The following is a 14,294-nucleotide window of genomic DNA, read 5'->3' on the forward strand; positions in this document are numbered from 1 at the left end:
CGTCGTTATGACCGGATCCATAACGACGACTCGCCGCAAATGAACGTGTGTTCAGGGGGGAGGTGGCGCGGCGGGGGGACGGGGGTCAGGATGGTCGGGTGACGTTCCGCCCTGGTTCCATGCCGCCCGGTATGCCCCCGTACGGACGGGGGGCGGGCGTGCCGCCCGGCGCGCCCCCGCCCCGCATGGGCGGAGCGGCCCCGGGCGCCGGCGGTGAGCGGGGCGAGGCCGTCGCGCTGCCCGGCCCCTGGTACCGGATCCAGGCGATCCCCGCGCCGCAGCGCAGCGCGTCCGCCGAGTGGGACTTCGTCAGCGTGCTGCCCGCCGCGCTGTCGGCCGCGCGGCGCAACCGCCCGTTCGTGGTGGGGTGGCTGTCGGCGGGCGGCGGCGCCCCGCTGGAACTGATCACCAACGCGGGGCCGATCGGCGCGCCGGGGCCGGACGGGGAGGCGCAGGGCCTGCTGTTCCCGAGCGGCGCCCGCGGCGTCCGGATCGGCGACGGCTGGCTGCGGCAGGCGGCCCGGATGGCCTGGACGCGCTGCCCCGGACGGCTCGCCCCGCAGGTCGGCCCCGCCGACACCGGCCCGGGGCTGTTCGAGGCGACGCTCGTCACGCTGATGGAGCGGCCGTTCGGCTGGTTCGTGGTCGCCGAGCCGTGCGACGAGCGGCTGATCGACACCGAGATGCGCGAGCTGCACCACGAGCTGCGGATGCTGCGGCGCGGCGAGGACGAGCAGGCCCGGCTCGCGGTCGCGCGCGCCGACCAGCGGCTCGCCGAGCTGGACGCGTTCCGCGAGGCGGGGCTCTGGCGGGTCCGGGTCGTCGCGGGCGCGGCGTCGCAGGCGGAGCTGGGGCAGATCGCGCCGGTCCTCGTCGGCTCGATGGAGCTCGGCCACCACCCGTACCGGCTGCGGTCCGGGCACGGCAGCGGCACGTTCGAGGAGATGCTGCGGCCGGGCGCGGAGCCCGCGCCGCTGCGCCCGGCGGCCGAGCCGGAGCAGCGCTACCCGTTCGTCGCGACGGCGGGCGCGCTGTCGGCCCTCGCCGGGCTGCCGCGCCGCGAGGTGCCGGGCCTGCGCGTCCTGGACGCCGGGTACTTCGACGTGACGTCGGAGACCGACGACGCGCCGGCCCCGCGCCCCGAGGCGCGGATCGAGCTGGGTGCGATCCTCGACGGCCAGGACCGGCAGGTCGGCACGTTCACCGTCCCCCGCTCGACGATCAACCGGCACGTGTTCGTCACGGGCGCGACGGGCGCGGGCAAGTCGCAGACCGTCCGGCACCTGCTGGAGCAGCTGACCCGCGCGGGCGTGCCGTGGCTGGCGATCGAGCCGGCGAAGTCGGAGTACGCGGCGATGGCGGGCCGGATCGAGGACCTCGGCGGCCCCGTCACGGTCGTGAACCCGTCCGACCCGGCGTCGGTGCCGCTGTCGGTGAACCCGCTCGCGCCCGAGCCCGGCTATCCGGTGCAGGCGCACATCGACATGGTCCGCGCGCTTTTCCAGGCCGCGTTCGACGCCGAGGAGCCGTTCCCGCAGATCATGGCGCAGGCCCTGCAGCGCGTCTACGAGACCAACGGCTGGGACGTGGTGACCGGCGCGGGCGTCCCCGGCTCGCTGATCGAACCGGCCGTCCCGACGCTGGAGCAGCTGCAGAACGCGGCGCTGCAGGTGATCCAGGACGTCGGGTACGGCCGCGAGCTGATGGCCGACGTGCAGGGGTTCGTGGACGTCCGGCTCCGCTCGCTGCGGATCGGCTCGGCCGGGCGGTTCTTCGAGGGCGGCCACCCGGCCGACATCGGCGGGATGCTGCGCGACAACATCGTCCTCGCCATCGAGGACGTCGCGAACGACGAGGACAAGGCGTTCCTCATGGGAACCCTGATCATCCGGATCGTCGAGCACCTGCGGATGCGGGAGCGGCGCCGCGACCGCTCCGACGGCCCGGCGCTGCGGCACGTCATCGTGATCGAGGAAGCGCACCGGCTGCTGCGCAACCGGGGGCCCGAGCGCGGCAGCTCGCACGCCGTCGAGCTGTTCGCCGGGATGCTCGCGGAGATCCGCGCGTACGGCGAGGGCATCATCGTCGCCGAGCAGATCCCGACCAAGCTCGTCCCCGACGTGATCAAGAACACCGCGCTGAAGGTCGTGCACCGGCTGCCCGCGCACGACGACCGGCACCAGGTCGGCGCGGCGATGAACCTGGACGCCGACCAGTCCCGCGAGGTGGTGTCGCTGCGTCCCGGCGTCGCGGCGGTGTTCGCCGACGGGATGGACCGGCCGCTGCGCGTCCGCGTCCCGCTCGGCGAGGGCCGCGAGGCCGAGCTGCCAGGCCCGCCGCCCCCGGTGGACGGCCGCCGGTCGGCGGCGTGCGGCTGCGAGTGCCGGTCCGGGCGCGCCTGCACCCTCTACGAGCTGCGCGAGGCCGACCTCGTCGCGGGCCACCCGGAGTGGGCGTGGCTGCGGCTGTGGGCGGACACGCTCGTCCTCGCGCACGTGGTGAACCGGCCGGTGCCCGCCGTCCCGCCGGAGCTCGGCCGGGCCTGGTCGCGGCTGGCGCCCCGGCTCCGCGAGTGCGCGCTCGCGACCGTCCTCGAACGCGCCGTGACCCGCCGGTCATGGGCGTTGCGGACCGCGTACCCGCCGGCCGAGCTGACCGCCACCGCCGCCGGCGTCGCGCAGCGGCTGCTCGGCGGCGGCACCGCGACCGCGGCGCCCGGCCCGAACTGGGTGATCCCGCAGCTCCGCTGGCTGCACGAGCTCGACCGGCTGTTCCCCTACGGCGCGGGCGCCCCCGACAAGCACGCGCCCGCGCCGCCGCTCGACTACCAGCTGCCCGGCCTCAAGCAGCCGCCGCGGCCGAGGCTCGGCCACCGGCTGCGCGCGCTGCGCCGCCATCCGCTGTCCATGGAGCTGGACCGCAACCGCCCACTCGCGCTCACCGCGATCGAGGGCGACGACGAGAACGCGGCCTACTACGCCGACCTCGCCGTCGTCGCGATCGGCCTCCCCGAGGACGAGCAGATCGAGGACGCGGCCCGGACGATGCGCGTCGAGGAGTGGCTCGAGCCCGTGCTGAGCTGGCCGGAGCGGTTCGTCGAACCGTTCGCCGACCCGTCCGCCGGGCTCCCGTTCCTGTCCCGCGACCCCGACCCGGACACCCCCGCCGACGCGTGACCGTTTTGCGACGATGCCATCACGATTCGGCGATAAGTCACTCGATCGTGTCCGTCCACCTCGCGATCGTCTTCTCCACCCTGGCCGGCGATCTCGGACCGGGCGCCACGGGCCCCGGGCCGCGCACCTACAGCGAGCGGGTCCGGCGCGTCATCGACCGGGTACGCTCGGCGCAGCACGGCAACGTGACGCTCTACTCCGGCGCCAACCCCTTCATCGGCGCGGGGGACGTGACGGCGCCCTGGTCCCGTGTGTGGTCCATCGCGCTGGAACTGGACCGTCCCGCGTCCGGCTCCCGCCCGCCGGGCCCGGACGGGGACACCGCCTCACCGGAACCCGGTTCCCCCGGCGCCACCGGGTTCCAGGGCCACCCGCTCATCGACGCGACCGCCGGCGTGCCGTTCTCCGTCGCCTCCCCCGAGGCCGTCGCGGCGATGATGCGGCACCCGCAGGGCGACCTGCGCTGCTACCAGCGCGTCACCGTCGCCGGGCACGGCCAGGCGGTCGACGCGCCGGACGGCCGCCCCGTCGCGCCCGCCGAGGAGAAGGACGTCGTGCTCTCCGCGTCCGTCTACCTCGCGGTCGAGGGGCGCATGCTCTACGGGCAGTTCGTCGCGACGGTCCTGCCGCCCGTCCGGGAGGCGTACCGCATCGTCGACCGGCTGCCCGACTGGGACGCGGTGACCCTGCTGCTGCGCACCCTCACCGAGAGCTGGCGGACGGTGCTCGCCGGCACGCTGCTGGCCTGGCCGCGGATGCTCACCACCTGCGGGACGATGGCCCGCAGCATCGTCGCGGCGACCTCGTCCGGCAACCCGGCGCGCAAGACCTCGCACGACCACGGCGCGCGGATCAGCGTCCGCGAGCTGTTCGCGGAGGACGGCTTCGCGACGTTCGTCCAGGAGACCGACGTCGACAAGTACATGCGGCTCATCGAGCGGCGGGTGAACGAGGCGATCCTCGACCACCTCTCGGACGAGTGCGGGATCGACGTGTCGGCCTACCGCGCGCAGGCCGGCGTCATCTTGAACCAGGGCGTCATCATGACCGGCGGCACCGTCCACGGGCAGGTCGCCTCCGGACGCCGCGTCGAGCAGCGGCAGACCCGTATCAACCCCTGACCTCGTGGAGGACGGCATGGCGCAGCACGGTGACCGGGGCATCAGCATCGGCGGGCACGCGAACGTGTCGGGGCAGATCGCGAGCGGCGACCACGTCACCCAGAACCAGCGGATCGCGGGCGGGTCCGGCGCCGACGCCGCCGCGGCCCTAGCCCGCGTCGAGCGGCTGCTGGAGCAGCACGCCGACGAGCTGCCCGAGGCGGCGCGCTCGCCCGGCTCGGCCGCCGCGTCGCCGGTGTCGCGGCGCTGGCCGAGGCGGTCCGCGCCCTCGCCGCCGCGCTCGGCGCCGGCGGCTGACCGGCCCGGCCCCCCGCCGCCCGGCGCGTCAGATGTCGTCGCCGTCGCGGGCCGGGAGCCCGGCCTGCTGGGCGACGGGGGTCCAGTAGCCGATGAACTCGTTCTTGGCGTCCGTCGCCTGCTGGTTCACGTCCGCCACCTCGTCGTCGGACGGGCAGCCGGGCGAGACGTCCAGGTACCGCTGGTTCGACTCGACCGACGCGCGCAACGCCCGCACCAGCGCGTCCTTCATCGCGGTGCCGTTGTCGAGCGCGCTGACGTCCAGCGCGTTGGCCTTGTCGAGCTGCGACTGCCGCTCGTCATGGATGCGCTGGAGGCCCTCGGTGGCGCAGCCGTCGGTGACGATGGTGCCGAGCTCGGAGCGGGTCGAGGCCATCTCGTCGAGGAGGCCGTCGACCGCGCGGGCCTGCACCGTCATGTCGGCGCTGGGCGAGCCGTCCGTGGTGGTCGGCGAGTCTTCGGGGCTCTGGTCGTCGGTCGTGACGGGCTGGCCCGCCGGCGATGACGCGGGCCCGGCGACGGACGCGGCGGGCTTGTCCGAGCCGCTCGGCCAGAACACGATCCCGAGCGCGACCACGACGAGGAGCACCACGCCCGCCGCGATGAGGAAGTACAGCGCGTTGTTCCGCTTCGGGGGCGCGGGCGGCTGCCAGATGGCGGGCTCGGCCCACGGCTCCGGCCCGAGCGGCGTCGACCGCTCGCCCCACGGCTCGGGGCCGAGCTGCGTCGACCGCTCGCCGGACGGCGGCATGGGGGACGTGCTGCCGGGCCACTGCCCGGGGTCCGGCGCGTCCGGCACGGGGATCCAGGGAGGCGGCAGCGGCTCGGCGGGCCCGGCGCCGAATCCGGCCGGGGGCGCGCCGCCGGCCGGCTGCTCGAACGGGTTCCCCTGGGCCGCCGGCGCCGGCGGGACGCCGTAGTCGCGCGTCGCCTCGTCCTCCCCGGACGGGTCGCGCGCCGTCTCCTCGGCGGCGGAGAGCGTGTGGCCGGGGCCGTCCGGCGGCATGGGCGGCACCGGTGCGTTGCAGCGCGTGCAACGGGGGAGCGCCGGATTGGTGTCGCTTCCGCAGCCCGGACACCGCATAACAGCCCCTTTGCCCCGTGAGGTGCTTCGGTGACAAGATACTGCCCCGCCCCCGCGAACGGACGTCCCGCCCGCGGGTCGCAACCCGGTTGTGATCGGACGGTCACGCCCGCGCGTGCACCGCCCTGGTCGAACGCTGTGCCGGTCAGACCCGCTGCCAGCTCCGCACCGGCTGCCCGGTCTTCTTCGCCACGGGGTTCCACAGCGCGACGAACTTCTGCTTGGCGAGCGTCGCGCGGCGCTCGCCCTGCGCGCGGCCCGGCACGTGCGCCGCGTCCGGCTTCGGCTTGCCGTGGCAGTGCGCCCGGCTCCGCTGCGCCCACTGCAGCAGGAGCTGGTCGACCTGCAGCGACGCCTGCAGCGCCTGCGCCAGCGACGTCTTCAGCTGCGCGCCCTTCGTCAGCTGGCCGACCTTCAGGTTGCGGGTCCGGTTCAGCTGGTTCTGGCGGCGCTGGACGGCGTTCTGGAACCCCTGGACGGCGGTCGGCAGATCCTTGCAGCGACCCGCCCGGCTGAGCGCCCCGGCGAGGACGCGGCGCGCGTCGACGCTCGCGTCCAGCACCGCGCTCATGGCCTCGGCCTGCTGCTTCTCCGCGCTGCTGATCTTCTCGTTCTGCGAGACCGGCTTGCTGGACGACTTCGACGCCTGGGGGGACCCGCCGTCCTTGCCGCCGCCGGACGGCCACGCGACGAACGCGACCACGACGAGCGCCACGGCGACGAGCGCGGCGACGCCGATCAGCAGCGGCTTGCTCGTCCCGCCGCCGGAGCGCGCCGGACCAGGGGGATAGCCGCCGGGGCCGCCCGGACCGCCCGGACCGCTCGGGCCCAGCTGGTTCATCGGCATGCCCTGGTTCCCCATCGGCATGCCCGGGTTCATCGGGTCGCCGTAGCCGCCGCCGGGCGGGCCGAACCCGCCCGGACCGCCCGGACCCATCGGGGGAGCGCCCATGACGGACGTACCGCCCGGATCCATCCGGGTCTGGTCGAACCCGCCGTTCGACCCGAAGTCCATGCGGGTGCGGCCGTCGAGCTGTGCACCCCCGATCGCACCCCCCATCGGCCCGCCCATCGGGCCGGGTGCGAGCTGCGTCGCCTCGGCGTCCGCCATGGGCGCCTGGCCCTGCGGCGGCGAGCCGGCGGCCGGCAGCGGGGCGCCCCAGCCCTGGCCGACGGGCGGCTGCGGGGCATCGTAGATCTGGGTGGCCTCCGCCGCGTCCTGCGGGTCGGGCTTGCGCGGCTGCGCGAACCACGACTCCGGGACGATCGACTCGACGGGCGGCGGCGGCTCCTCCGGGGCGAGCGCGCCGCCGGGGAACCCGCCCGCGGGCGGCAGCGCGGGGGCACCGGACGAGGGCGCGGCGCCGAGCGCCGGCTGCTGCTGGCCGTTCGCCCGCACCTGGCCGTTGGCCCAGCCGCTCCCCTGGCCGTTCGCCTGGCCGTTCGCGGCGGAACCGTTCGCGCCCGCACCGTTCGCGGCGGGGCCGGCGTTCGCGCCGCCGCTGCCGGCGGGCAGGGCCGGGGTGCCGCCGGTGGGCGTGTAGCCCTCCGCGTCCGGGTCGAACGTCCACGTCGCGGTGGACTCGGGGTCGCCGGGCGCCGGGCTGGCCGGCGCCCACGCGGGCGTCGGCGGCGGCACCATCATGGTCTTCTCGTCGAGCCCCGCCCGCCCGTCGAGCACGGCGGCGGGGCCGCCCTGCACGGGCGCGGGAAGCGGCCCGACCGAGTACACGTCGATCGGCGCGTCGCAGTTCGAACACTTGCCGAGCGTCCCGGGCGTGTGAGAACCGCACGTCGGACACTGCATCGCTCTGACCTCGCCTTGTCGCCGCTTGCCACGCCTGCGCATCCCGGCCCGCCGGCTGGGGCGGGCCGCTGTTCCCCGCGAACGAAACCGGCAGGGCTCCCGACAAAAGTAGTGGGTGATGTCGCTCGAGGGCGCGTGGATCGGAATCTGGACTCACCGCTGACGGGCTCGCACCGAATCACGACATCTCGGTACCGGTCAAGATTGCCGCCGGTGGTTTACCGGGGATCCTGTGAGGCTCCTCACATCTTAGGGGGACGGGCGTCGCGCCGCCGGAGAACCGCGCGGACCCGCCGCCGCAACCCGCACGCCGCGCGGCGAGTGCGGCCCGCAGCGGCTAGGCTCGGAGCGGTTCGGCGCGCACTTGAACAAGAGCAGGGCGCATCCAGAGAAGACGGAGTCCATGAGCGATCTTCCGCTGCGTTCGCAGCTGGCCGTCGCGCTCGGTCGTACGGCCGCCAAGATGTCCCGGATGGCGGGCCGCGGGGACGGCTCGGTGATCGGCGGGCGGATCGGCCTGCGCCTCGACCCCGAGCTGCTCACCCGGCTCGCCAAGGACCGCAAGCTCGTCCTCGTCAGCGCCACCAACGGCAAGACGACGACGACCCGGCTGATCACCTCGGCGATGACCCCGCTGGGCGAGGTCGCCACCAACGCGTTCGGCGCGAACATGCCCACCGGGCACGTGTCCGCGCTCGCGTCCGCGCCCACCGCCCGCTACGGCGTGCTGGAGTGCGACGAGAAGTACGTCCCGATGGTGCTGCGGGAGACCGGCGCGAACATCGTCGCGCTGATGAACCTCAGCCGCGACCAGATGGACCGCGCCGCCGAGATCTGGCTGCTGGCCGGCAAGTGGCGGCGCGCCCTGGAGGCGTCCCCGAACAGCCACGTCGTCGCCAACTGCGACGACCCGCTCGTCACGTGGGGCGCGTCGTCCGCCAAGAGCGTCACGTGGGTCGCCGCGGGCCAGCACTGGCGCGAGGACTCCTGGTGCTGCCCCGAGTGCGGCGGCCCCCTCGACCGGCAGGACACCGACGAGGACAGCGACTGGGCGTGCCGGCAGTGCCACTTCCGCCGGCCCCGGCCCGACTGGACGCTGAAGGGCGACCAGATCACCGGCCCCGACGGCCGCGCGTTCTCCCTCGCCCAGCTGTCCCTGCCCGGCCGCGCCAACCGGTCGAACGCGCTCGTCGCGCTCGCGGTCGTCGCCCAGTTCGGCGTCCCGCCCGAGCAGGCGCTGCCGCTGCTGTCGCAGGTGCGGTCGGTCGCCGGCCGCTACACCACCGTCGAGCACGAGGGCCGCTCGATCCGGCTGCTGCTGTCGAAGAACCCGGCCGGCTGGCTGGAGGCGTTCGACGTCCTGCAACCCGCGCCCGGCCCCGTCGCACTGTCGATCAACGCGCAGGGCCCCGACGGCCGCGACACCTCCTGGCTGTGGGACGTCGACTACCGCATCCTGCGCGGCCGGCCCGTCTGGGTCGCCGGCGAGCGGCGGATCGACCTCGCCGCCCGCCTCGAGGCCGCCGACGTGCAGTTCACCCTGGTGGACGACATCGACCAGGCGGTCATGGCCGTCCCGCCCGGGCACCTGGACGTGATCGCCAACTACACCGCCTTCCAGAACATCCGAACGAGGTACGGCCGTGTCGTCTGACCCCGCTTCCGCCGCCATGCCCGGCGCCCAGCACCCGCTGAAGATCGTCTGGATCTACCCGGACCTGCTCAGCACCTACGGCGACCAGGGCAACACGATCGTGCTGGAGCGGCGCGCCGCGCTGCGCGGCATCCCGACCCGGACGATCAGCCTGCGCTCGGACGAGCCCGTCCCCGCCGACGGCGACATCTACCTGCTCGGCGGCGGCGAGGACCGGCCGCAGATCCTCGCCGCGCAGCGGCTGCTCGGCGACGGCGGCCTCGCCCGCGCGGTGCAGTCCGGCGCCGTGGTCTTCGCGGTCTGCGCCGGCTACCAGCTGCTCGGCCACGAGTTCGGCGGCGAGGAGGGCCAGCCCGTCCGCGGCCTCGGCCTGCTCGACATCCGCTCCGGGCGCGGCGAGCAGCGCGCCGTCGGCGAGATCGTCGGGGACGTCGCGGGCGAGCTGAACGTCCCGCGCATCACCGGCTTCGAGAACCACCAGGGCGTCACGCGGCTCGGCCCGAACGCCCGCCCGTTCGCGAAGGTGCTGCACGGCATCGGCAACGGCGACGGCTACGAGGGCGCCTACGCGGGCCACGTGCTCGGCACCTACATGCACGGCCCGGCGCTCGTCCGCAACCCGGGCCTCGCCGACCTGCTGCTGCGCTGGGCCGTCGGCCGCGACCTGCAGCCGATCGACGACTCGTGGGCGGGCCGCCTGCGCGAGGAGCGCCTCGCCGCCGTCCTCGGCTGACCGGCAGCGGACACCGGACCGCCCGTTCTCCGGCACCTTCCTCGAATAGGATTCGGCGGCCTGCCGGATCGGATCATGGAGGTGCCGTGTCGGCGAGGACGAAACTGGCGGAGCGGCTGGCTCCCCAGATGGCGCCGGGCGAAGCGGTCGACACCGTGGTCGTCGCCCAGCTCAAGCGGGGCATGAAGCAGCAGCTCGGTAAGAGCCTCGCCACGGGCCTGGCCACCGGGCTCGCGACGGCGGCGGCCACCGGCGGGGTGGGACTCGTCGTCGTGGCGGTGCCGCCGGCCGTGTGGGTCGTCGTGACGTCGCACCGGGTGCTGATGTTCAAGCGGATCAACGGAAGCTCCCGCCCCGGCGCGCTCGTGTTCGACGCGCCGAGGGAGGCGCTGGCGGCGGAGCGGAAGAGCGGCCTGCTGAACCAGGTCGTCATCGCCGACCGGAGCGACGGGCAGTCGCTCGTCCGGCTCAACCTCGGCGTGCGGAAGAAGGCCGCGAACGAGATCGTGGCCTCCATCGAACGCTGAGCCGGGTTCCCGGGCCGAGGACGGCCGGGACGTCCGGCGGCGATCCGGTGAACGTTCGGTCAGGGGTCTGGCGGCGCGCCCGTCGGGCTGCCACCGTGGCGATCATGATCTGCTGCCGTCCCGGCCGCCGCGACCTGCTGCGCTGGAGCGCGATCGTGGCGGGGGCGGGCCTGCTGCCCGCCCTCGACCCGGCCTCCGCGCGCGCCGCCGGCGCCGCCCGCCCGGTGAACCTCGAACTGGTGACGCTGACCGAGACGTCCGCCGTCCTCACCTGGTACACCGGCGTCCCCGGCACCGACGACGGGCTCGGCCGCATGGAGCCCGCCCCGTCCGACGCCGAGGTCGTCTACGGGACGCACCCGTCCCGCCTCACCCGCTCGGCCCACGGCCCGTCGGGCACGCCGTACCACTACGTCGAGCTCACCGATCTGGAGCCGGGCCGCACCTATTACTACAAGGCGCGGTCCAACGGCGTCGCCGCCACCGCCACGGGACTCGCGGGCGGCCAGGCGGCGGGCGTCCCGCAGGGCGAGGTGTTCGCGTTCACCACGCCGCAGCCGCCGCCCGGCAGGCACCTGTTCTCCATCGCGCTCTGCAACGACCTGCATCTCGGCGAGACCGTCGCCGGGCTCATCGGGCAGCTCCCCTGGATCACGGGGATCTCGCAGGTCCCGGGCCACGCGCCCTACCCGGAGATCATGGCGAGGGCGCTGATCGCGGACGCCCGCGCGCGGGGCGCCGACCACCTGCTCGCCGCCGGGGACGTCTCCAGCGAGGCGGCGCCCGCCGACCTGCACAGCGCCAAGAGCATCCTCGACACCTTCGGCACGTACACGCAGGACTATCTCGTCGCGCGCGGCAACCACGACCGCGCTCACGAAGGCGCCGCCTATTCCACCTGCACTGTCGGCCGTTACCAGGGCAACGACTGCTTCCAGGACGCCTTCTTCCCGTCCGGTCCCAGCCATTTCGCCCGCGACCTGCACGGTCTTCGCGTCATCGGCCTCGACACCTATGACAAGCCCGGGAACGGCGGCGATTCCGGCGGGCTGTCGCCCGAGCAGCAGTCCTGGTTCGAAGCCGAACTCAAGAAGGACCCGGACCGTCCGACGCTCGTCTTCGGCCACCATCCGCTGTTCACCGAGAACGACCCGCTGTCCATCACCGGCGCCCATTCCCTCGACGCCGGGCAATCGCTGCGCATTCTCGGCGCCTACGCCCGCACCCCCGGCGTCTTCCTCCACCACGCCGGCCATACCCACCGGAACCAGCGGTCGGTGTTCCCGCTGGCGCCGAAGGTCGTGCAGCAGGAGGTCGGCGCCGTCAAGGAGTACCCGGGCGGCTTCACGCTGCTCCGCGTCCACAGCGGCGGCTACGCGCTGAACTTCTACAAGACCCGAAGCCCCGAGGCGCGGGCATGGAGCGAGCGGAGCCGGCAGGAACTGTCCGGGCTCTGGCCGCAACTGTCCCTGGGAAACCGCATCACCGACCGCAACTCCGTCGTCGCCCGCGACCTCTCCGGACTCGCCCCCGCCGGCTGAGGCGCACTGCGAAGACGACATATGCGTGAACGTTCGGTCACGCTCCTCCCGGAAATGGCCGCCGGTCCGTAGTCTGGACCGTACCGGCGACGATTTCGGGGGATCTCGTGCCGAGACGCGATTGGCCGAGCCGGATCGACGAGCTGTCCGGCGTGGTCGTGGTCGGCATCGCCATTGCCGGAGGCGCGCTCATCGTTCTGGGGCTGCTGTTCTTCGCGGTGGTCGCCGTCGCCGGAATTGTCCACGGGTTGCTGCCGTACTGGCGCTACGTCCTCGCGGCCTTCGGCCTGCTCGTGGTCCTTCCGATGACGGTCACCGGTGTCGGGGAGTTCGTACGCGCGCGGAAGCGCCGGTCGAACCCGCCGCCGTCCGGCAGGAGACGGCCGCTCATCGGGTCCAGCGGATCCCCATCGACTGGCATACCGGGACTGCTTGCAGTTGTCGCCGCTGCCGTCACAACTGGACGTCCCACGGCCGCGGGGCAGGGGCCGTGCCTGGCCGAGGGCCCGCCCTACACGACGCAGACCGTCATCGGCCTGGAGGGCGACGTGATGGAGGTCGACGCCGGCGGCACACCGTGCGGATGCAGCGGGTACGTAGGCATCGAGCCGCCATGACCTGGCTCCGGAAGCTCGACGAGGGACTGGGGTGGCTGCTCCACCGGCTGGCGGTGGTCGTGGTCGCGGCCTGCGCGCTCGGCTTGCTGGCCTCCGTCGTCCTTATCGTCGCCGGACTGCTGCGGATCTCCCCGTTCCACGCGCTGGGCGGCGTCGGGGTCGTCTCGCTGCTGTTCTACACGGCGCGGAACACCGAAGGCGGCGGCCCGGACGAACCCGGCCAGCCGGGCGACTGGTACTAGCCGCCCGCGCGCCTCGCGCGGGCGGCGAGGGCCGCAGGTCGCCGATGTTCTCGTTCCATCCGGCGACGAGCGTGGCCGCCATGAAAGGCGGTTGCGCGTCCGCATCGGGTCGCATGTCAAGGCGCGCGCAGGACCGGACTGGCGGACGCATCGCGATCAGTGCTACGCGGCCCCTGCGGTGCTCGCCGCGTCCGAGGGCCAGGACGGCCGAGGCGGCAGCGCGGACGATGCGCCACCAACGTCAGCAGCGCGTCCAGCAAGGCGAGGGTTCAGGGACGCCGTAGCCTGGAGGCCCACGACGCAGCGCGGCCTCCAGGAGGGCGGTGCGGCGTCCGCCGCGGACATGGGACGGATCTTCACCCCGCCGATGCGCGAGCACGACTGCGTCATCGACCGGATCGCTTTCGACAAATGGGCCGTCGGCCTGTTCGACGACGCTGGGATGGTCGTCCGGATCACCTTCGATGGGCGGACCGTCCGCGCTTTCGCAACCGGTACGAGGGATGGCATGCGCCCGTCCACACCGCCTCCCTCCCCTGGCGGTATGGTCGCCCTGGCGGTGTCCGCTGCACCGTCCTGACCCCGACCGATGCGACAGCTACTGCATGGGGCGGGACGGACGGGACGGCCCTGCACGAAGGCGCCGTGGCGACGCGCATCGACGACTGCTCGCTGTGGCAGCGGTATGGCTGGACCCGCGCGCCGTACGCCCGCCTCCAGGTGAGCTGGACAACCGCCCGATCCCCGACTGGAACGGATTTTCGCGCGAACACTCCGGAACACCGCCGGTCGAGTAGCCCGGAAGATACAACGCAATTGGAAAGGCAGCTGCCGGAGCGGTCCTCGTCTACCTGCCGGCCGTCCCGGACAGAGCACCGGTCGCCATGCTCGACGGCCACGTAGCCGACGTCTTCGCCCCGCGCCCTTCATGAGCTCGCGCCACCGGGACCGACTGCGAAAAAGCGTTGCTTCGGGCGGACCGGGGCTCGCGGCGGCCGTTGCTGACGTCCTCTTAATGCCGGTGCATCCGCAGACCGAAAATGCATGGCGTCCCCGCTGGTGGTAACCAAAGCGTCGCATGGAGTGGAGTCGATCTGGCTGTCGGCTTGGGTGTCGGCTTGGGCGCTGCCATCGGCCCGGTCGGCGCCGGACGGTGAGACTTTTGGAATAACGGTCCCGCGTGGCTGGTGATGTGTGGGTATAGATGGCCCTTCGTACGAGCAGAGACCCGCACTCGCCACCGTTCTAGGGCAGAGTGCCCGCTTTGCCGCTTTGGCGCTTTCATGATTGATGGACGGTGTGAGTCGTGTTTAAAGCTTCTCAAGGAGAGCGTTCTGGTGTCCTTCCAGAGGGTGTTGCTTGATTGGCGGGAGGGGTGTTCGGGTGGTGGGGTGGCGCTTGCGTACGGGGCCGCCCCTCCAAAGTCAAGGGCGCCTTCGGCGTCGCTACGCGATGGACTTCGTCCACCCTTGACTTTGGAGCCTCTGCGGCCCCT

11 protein-coding genes are annotated in these 14,294 nt (G+C 73.7%); 9 read left to right on the forward strand and 2 right to left on the reverse strand.

The genetic code is table 11. The features are described from left to right. Positions 1-131 precede the first annotated feature (131 nt). Together F8568_RS44240 and F8568_RS44245 are read left to right on the forward strand one after the other, a co-directional pair. A complete protein-coding gene (locus F8568_RS44240) occupies positions 132-3,176 on the forward strand; it encodes an ATP-binding protein (protein WP_236010097.1) in 3,045 nt (1,014 codons plus the stop codon). A 47-nt stretch (positions 3,177-3,223) separates the two neighbouring features. Continuing rightward, positions 3,224-4,297, forward strand: a complete 1,074-nt coding sequence (locus F8568_RS44245) for a hypothetical protein (protein ID WP_151600138.1) — start codon at positions 3,224-3,226, stop codon at positions 4,295-4,297. A gap of 325 nt (positions 4,298-4,622) precedes the next feature. On the opposite strand, the gene F8568_RS44250 is transcribed toward F8568_RS44245, so the two are convergent. Then, the gene (locus F8568_RS44250; RefSeq protein WP_151600139.1) at positions 4,623-5,600 is read right to left on the reverse strand and encodes a hypothetical protein; all 978 of its coding nucleotides are present in this window, start codon (positions 5,598-5,600) and stop codon (positions 4,623-4,625) included. Positions 5,601-5,823: 223 nt separating this feature from the next. Next, on the reverse strand, positions 5,824-7,485 hold the full coding sequence (locus F8568_RS44255) for a hypothetical protein (RefSeq protein WP_151600140.1): 1,662 nt from the start codon (positions 7,483-7,485) through the stop codon (positions 5,824-5,826). A 403-nt stretch (positions 7,486-7,888) separates the two neighbouring features. Between F8568_RS44255 and F8568_RS44260 the strand changes: the two genes are divergently transcribed. The 7 genes from F8568_RS44260 to F8568_RS44290 all read left to right on the forward strand — a co-directional run bounded on the left by F8568_RS44260 (position 7,889) and on the right by F8568_RS44290 (position 13,379). After that, the gene (locus F8568_RS44260) at positions 7,889-9,139 is read left to right on the forward strand and encodes a Mur ligase family protein (RefSeq protein WP_151600141.1); all 1,251 of its coding nucleotides are present in this window, start codon (positions 7,889-7,891) and stop codon (positions 9,137-9,139) included. 16 nt (positions 9,140-9,155) lie between these two features. Then, positions 9,156-9,872: a type 1 glutamine amidotransferase gene (locus F8568_RS44265; RefSeq protein ID WP_151600149.1), complete on the forward strand. Its 717-nt coding sequence runs from the start codon at positions 9,156-9,158 to the stop codon at positions 9,870-9,872. An 86-nt stretch (positions 9,873-9,958) separates the two neighbouring features. Next, positions 9,959-10,399, forward strand: a complete 441-nt coding sequence (locus tag F8568_RS44270; RefSeq protein ID WP_151600142.1) for a hypothetical protein — start codon at positions 9,959-9,961, stop codon at positions 10,397-10,399. A 104-nt stretch (positions 10,400-10,503) separates the two neighbouring features. Beyond that, positions 10,504-11,940, forward strand: a complete 1,437-nt coding sequence (locus tag F8568_RS44275) for a purple acid phosphatase family protein (protein ID WP_151600150.1) — start codon at positions 10,504-10,506, stop codon at positions 11,938-11,940. Between the two features lie 107 nt (positions 11,941-12,047). After that, the gene (locus F8568_RS44280; RefSeq protein ID WP_151600143.1) at positions 12,048-12,557 is read left to right on the forward strand and encodes a hypothetical protein; all 510 of its coding nucleotides are present in this window, start codon (positions 12,048-12,050) and stop codon (positions 12,555-12,557) included. Then, the gene (locus tag F8568_RS44285) at positions 12,554-12,799 is read left to right on the forward strand and encodes a hypothetical protein (protein WP_151600144.1); all 246 of its coding nucleotides are present in this window, start codon (positions 12,554-12,556) and stop codon (positions 12,797-12,799) included. The genes F8568_RS44280 and F8568_RS44285 overlap by 4 nt, the downstream gene beginning before the upstream one ends. Before the next feature lie 367 nt (positions 12,800-13,166). Continuing rightward, positions 13,167-13,379: a hypothetical protein gene (locus F8568_RS44290; RefSeq protein ID WP_151600145.1), complete on the forward strand. Its 213-nt coding sequence runs from the start codon at positions 13,167-13,169 to the stop codon at positions 13,377-13,379. Positions 13,380-14,294 lie beyond the last annotated feature (915 nt).

It is taken from the genome of Actinomadura physcomitrii, assembly GCF_008923205.2.
Lineage (GTDB): Bacteria > Actinomycetota > Actinomycetes > Streptosporangiales > Streptosporangiaceae > Spirillospora > Spirillospora physcomitrii.

Excerpts from the sequence above, each read along its gene's own strand:
- F8568_RS44240 (WP_236010097.1), top strand. The coding sequence starts at position 132 with ATGCCCCCGTACGGACGGGGGGCGGGCGTGCCGCCCGGCGCGCCCCCG.
- F8568_RS44250 (WP_151600139.1), bottom strand. The coding sequence starts at position 5,600 with ATGCCGCCGGACGGCCCCGGCCACACGCTCTCCGCCGCCGAGGAGACG.
- F8568_RS44255 (WP_151600140.1), bottom strand. The coding sequence starts at position 7,485 with ATGCAGTGTCCGACGTGCGGTTCTCACACGCCCGGGACGCTCGGCAAG.
- F8568_RS44260 (WP_151600141.1), top strand. The coding sequence starts at position 7,889 with ATGAGCGATCTTCCGCTGCGTTCGCAGCTGGCCGTCGCGCTCGGTCGT.
- F8568_RS44265 (WP_151600149.1), top strand. The coding sequence starts at position 9,156 with ATGCCCGGCGCCCAGCACCCGCTGAAGATCGTCTGGATCTACCCGGAC.
- F8568_RS44275 (WP_151600150.1), top strand. The coding sequence starts at position 10,504 with ATGATCTGCTGCCGTCCCGGCCGCCGCGACCTGCTGCGCTGGAGCGCG.
- F8568_RS44285 (WP_151600144.1), top strand. The coding sequence starts at position 12,554 with ATGACCTGGCTCCGGAAGCTCGACGAGGGACTGGGGTGGCTGCTCCAC.
- F8568_RS44290 (WP_151600145.1), top strand. The coding sequence starts at position 13,167 with ATGCGCGAGCACGACTGCGTCATCGACCGGATCGCTTTCGACAAATGG.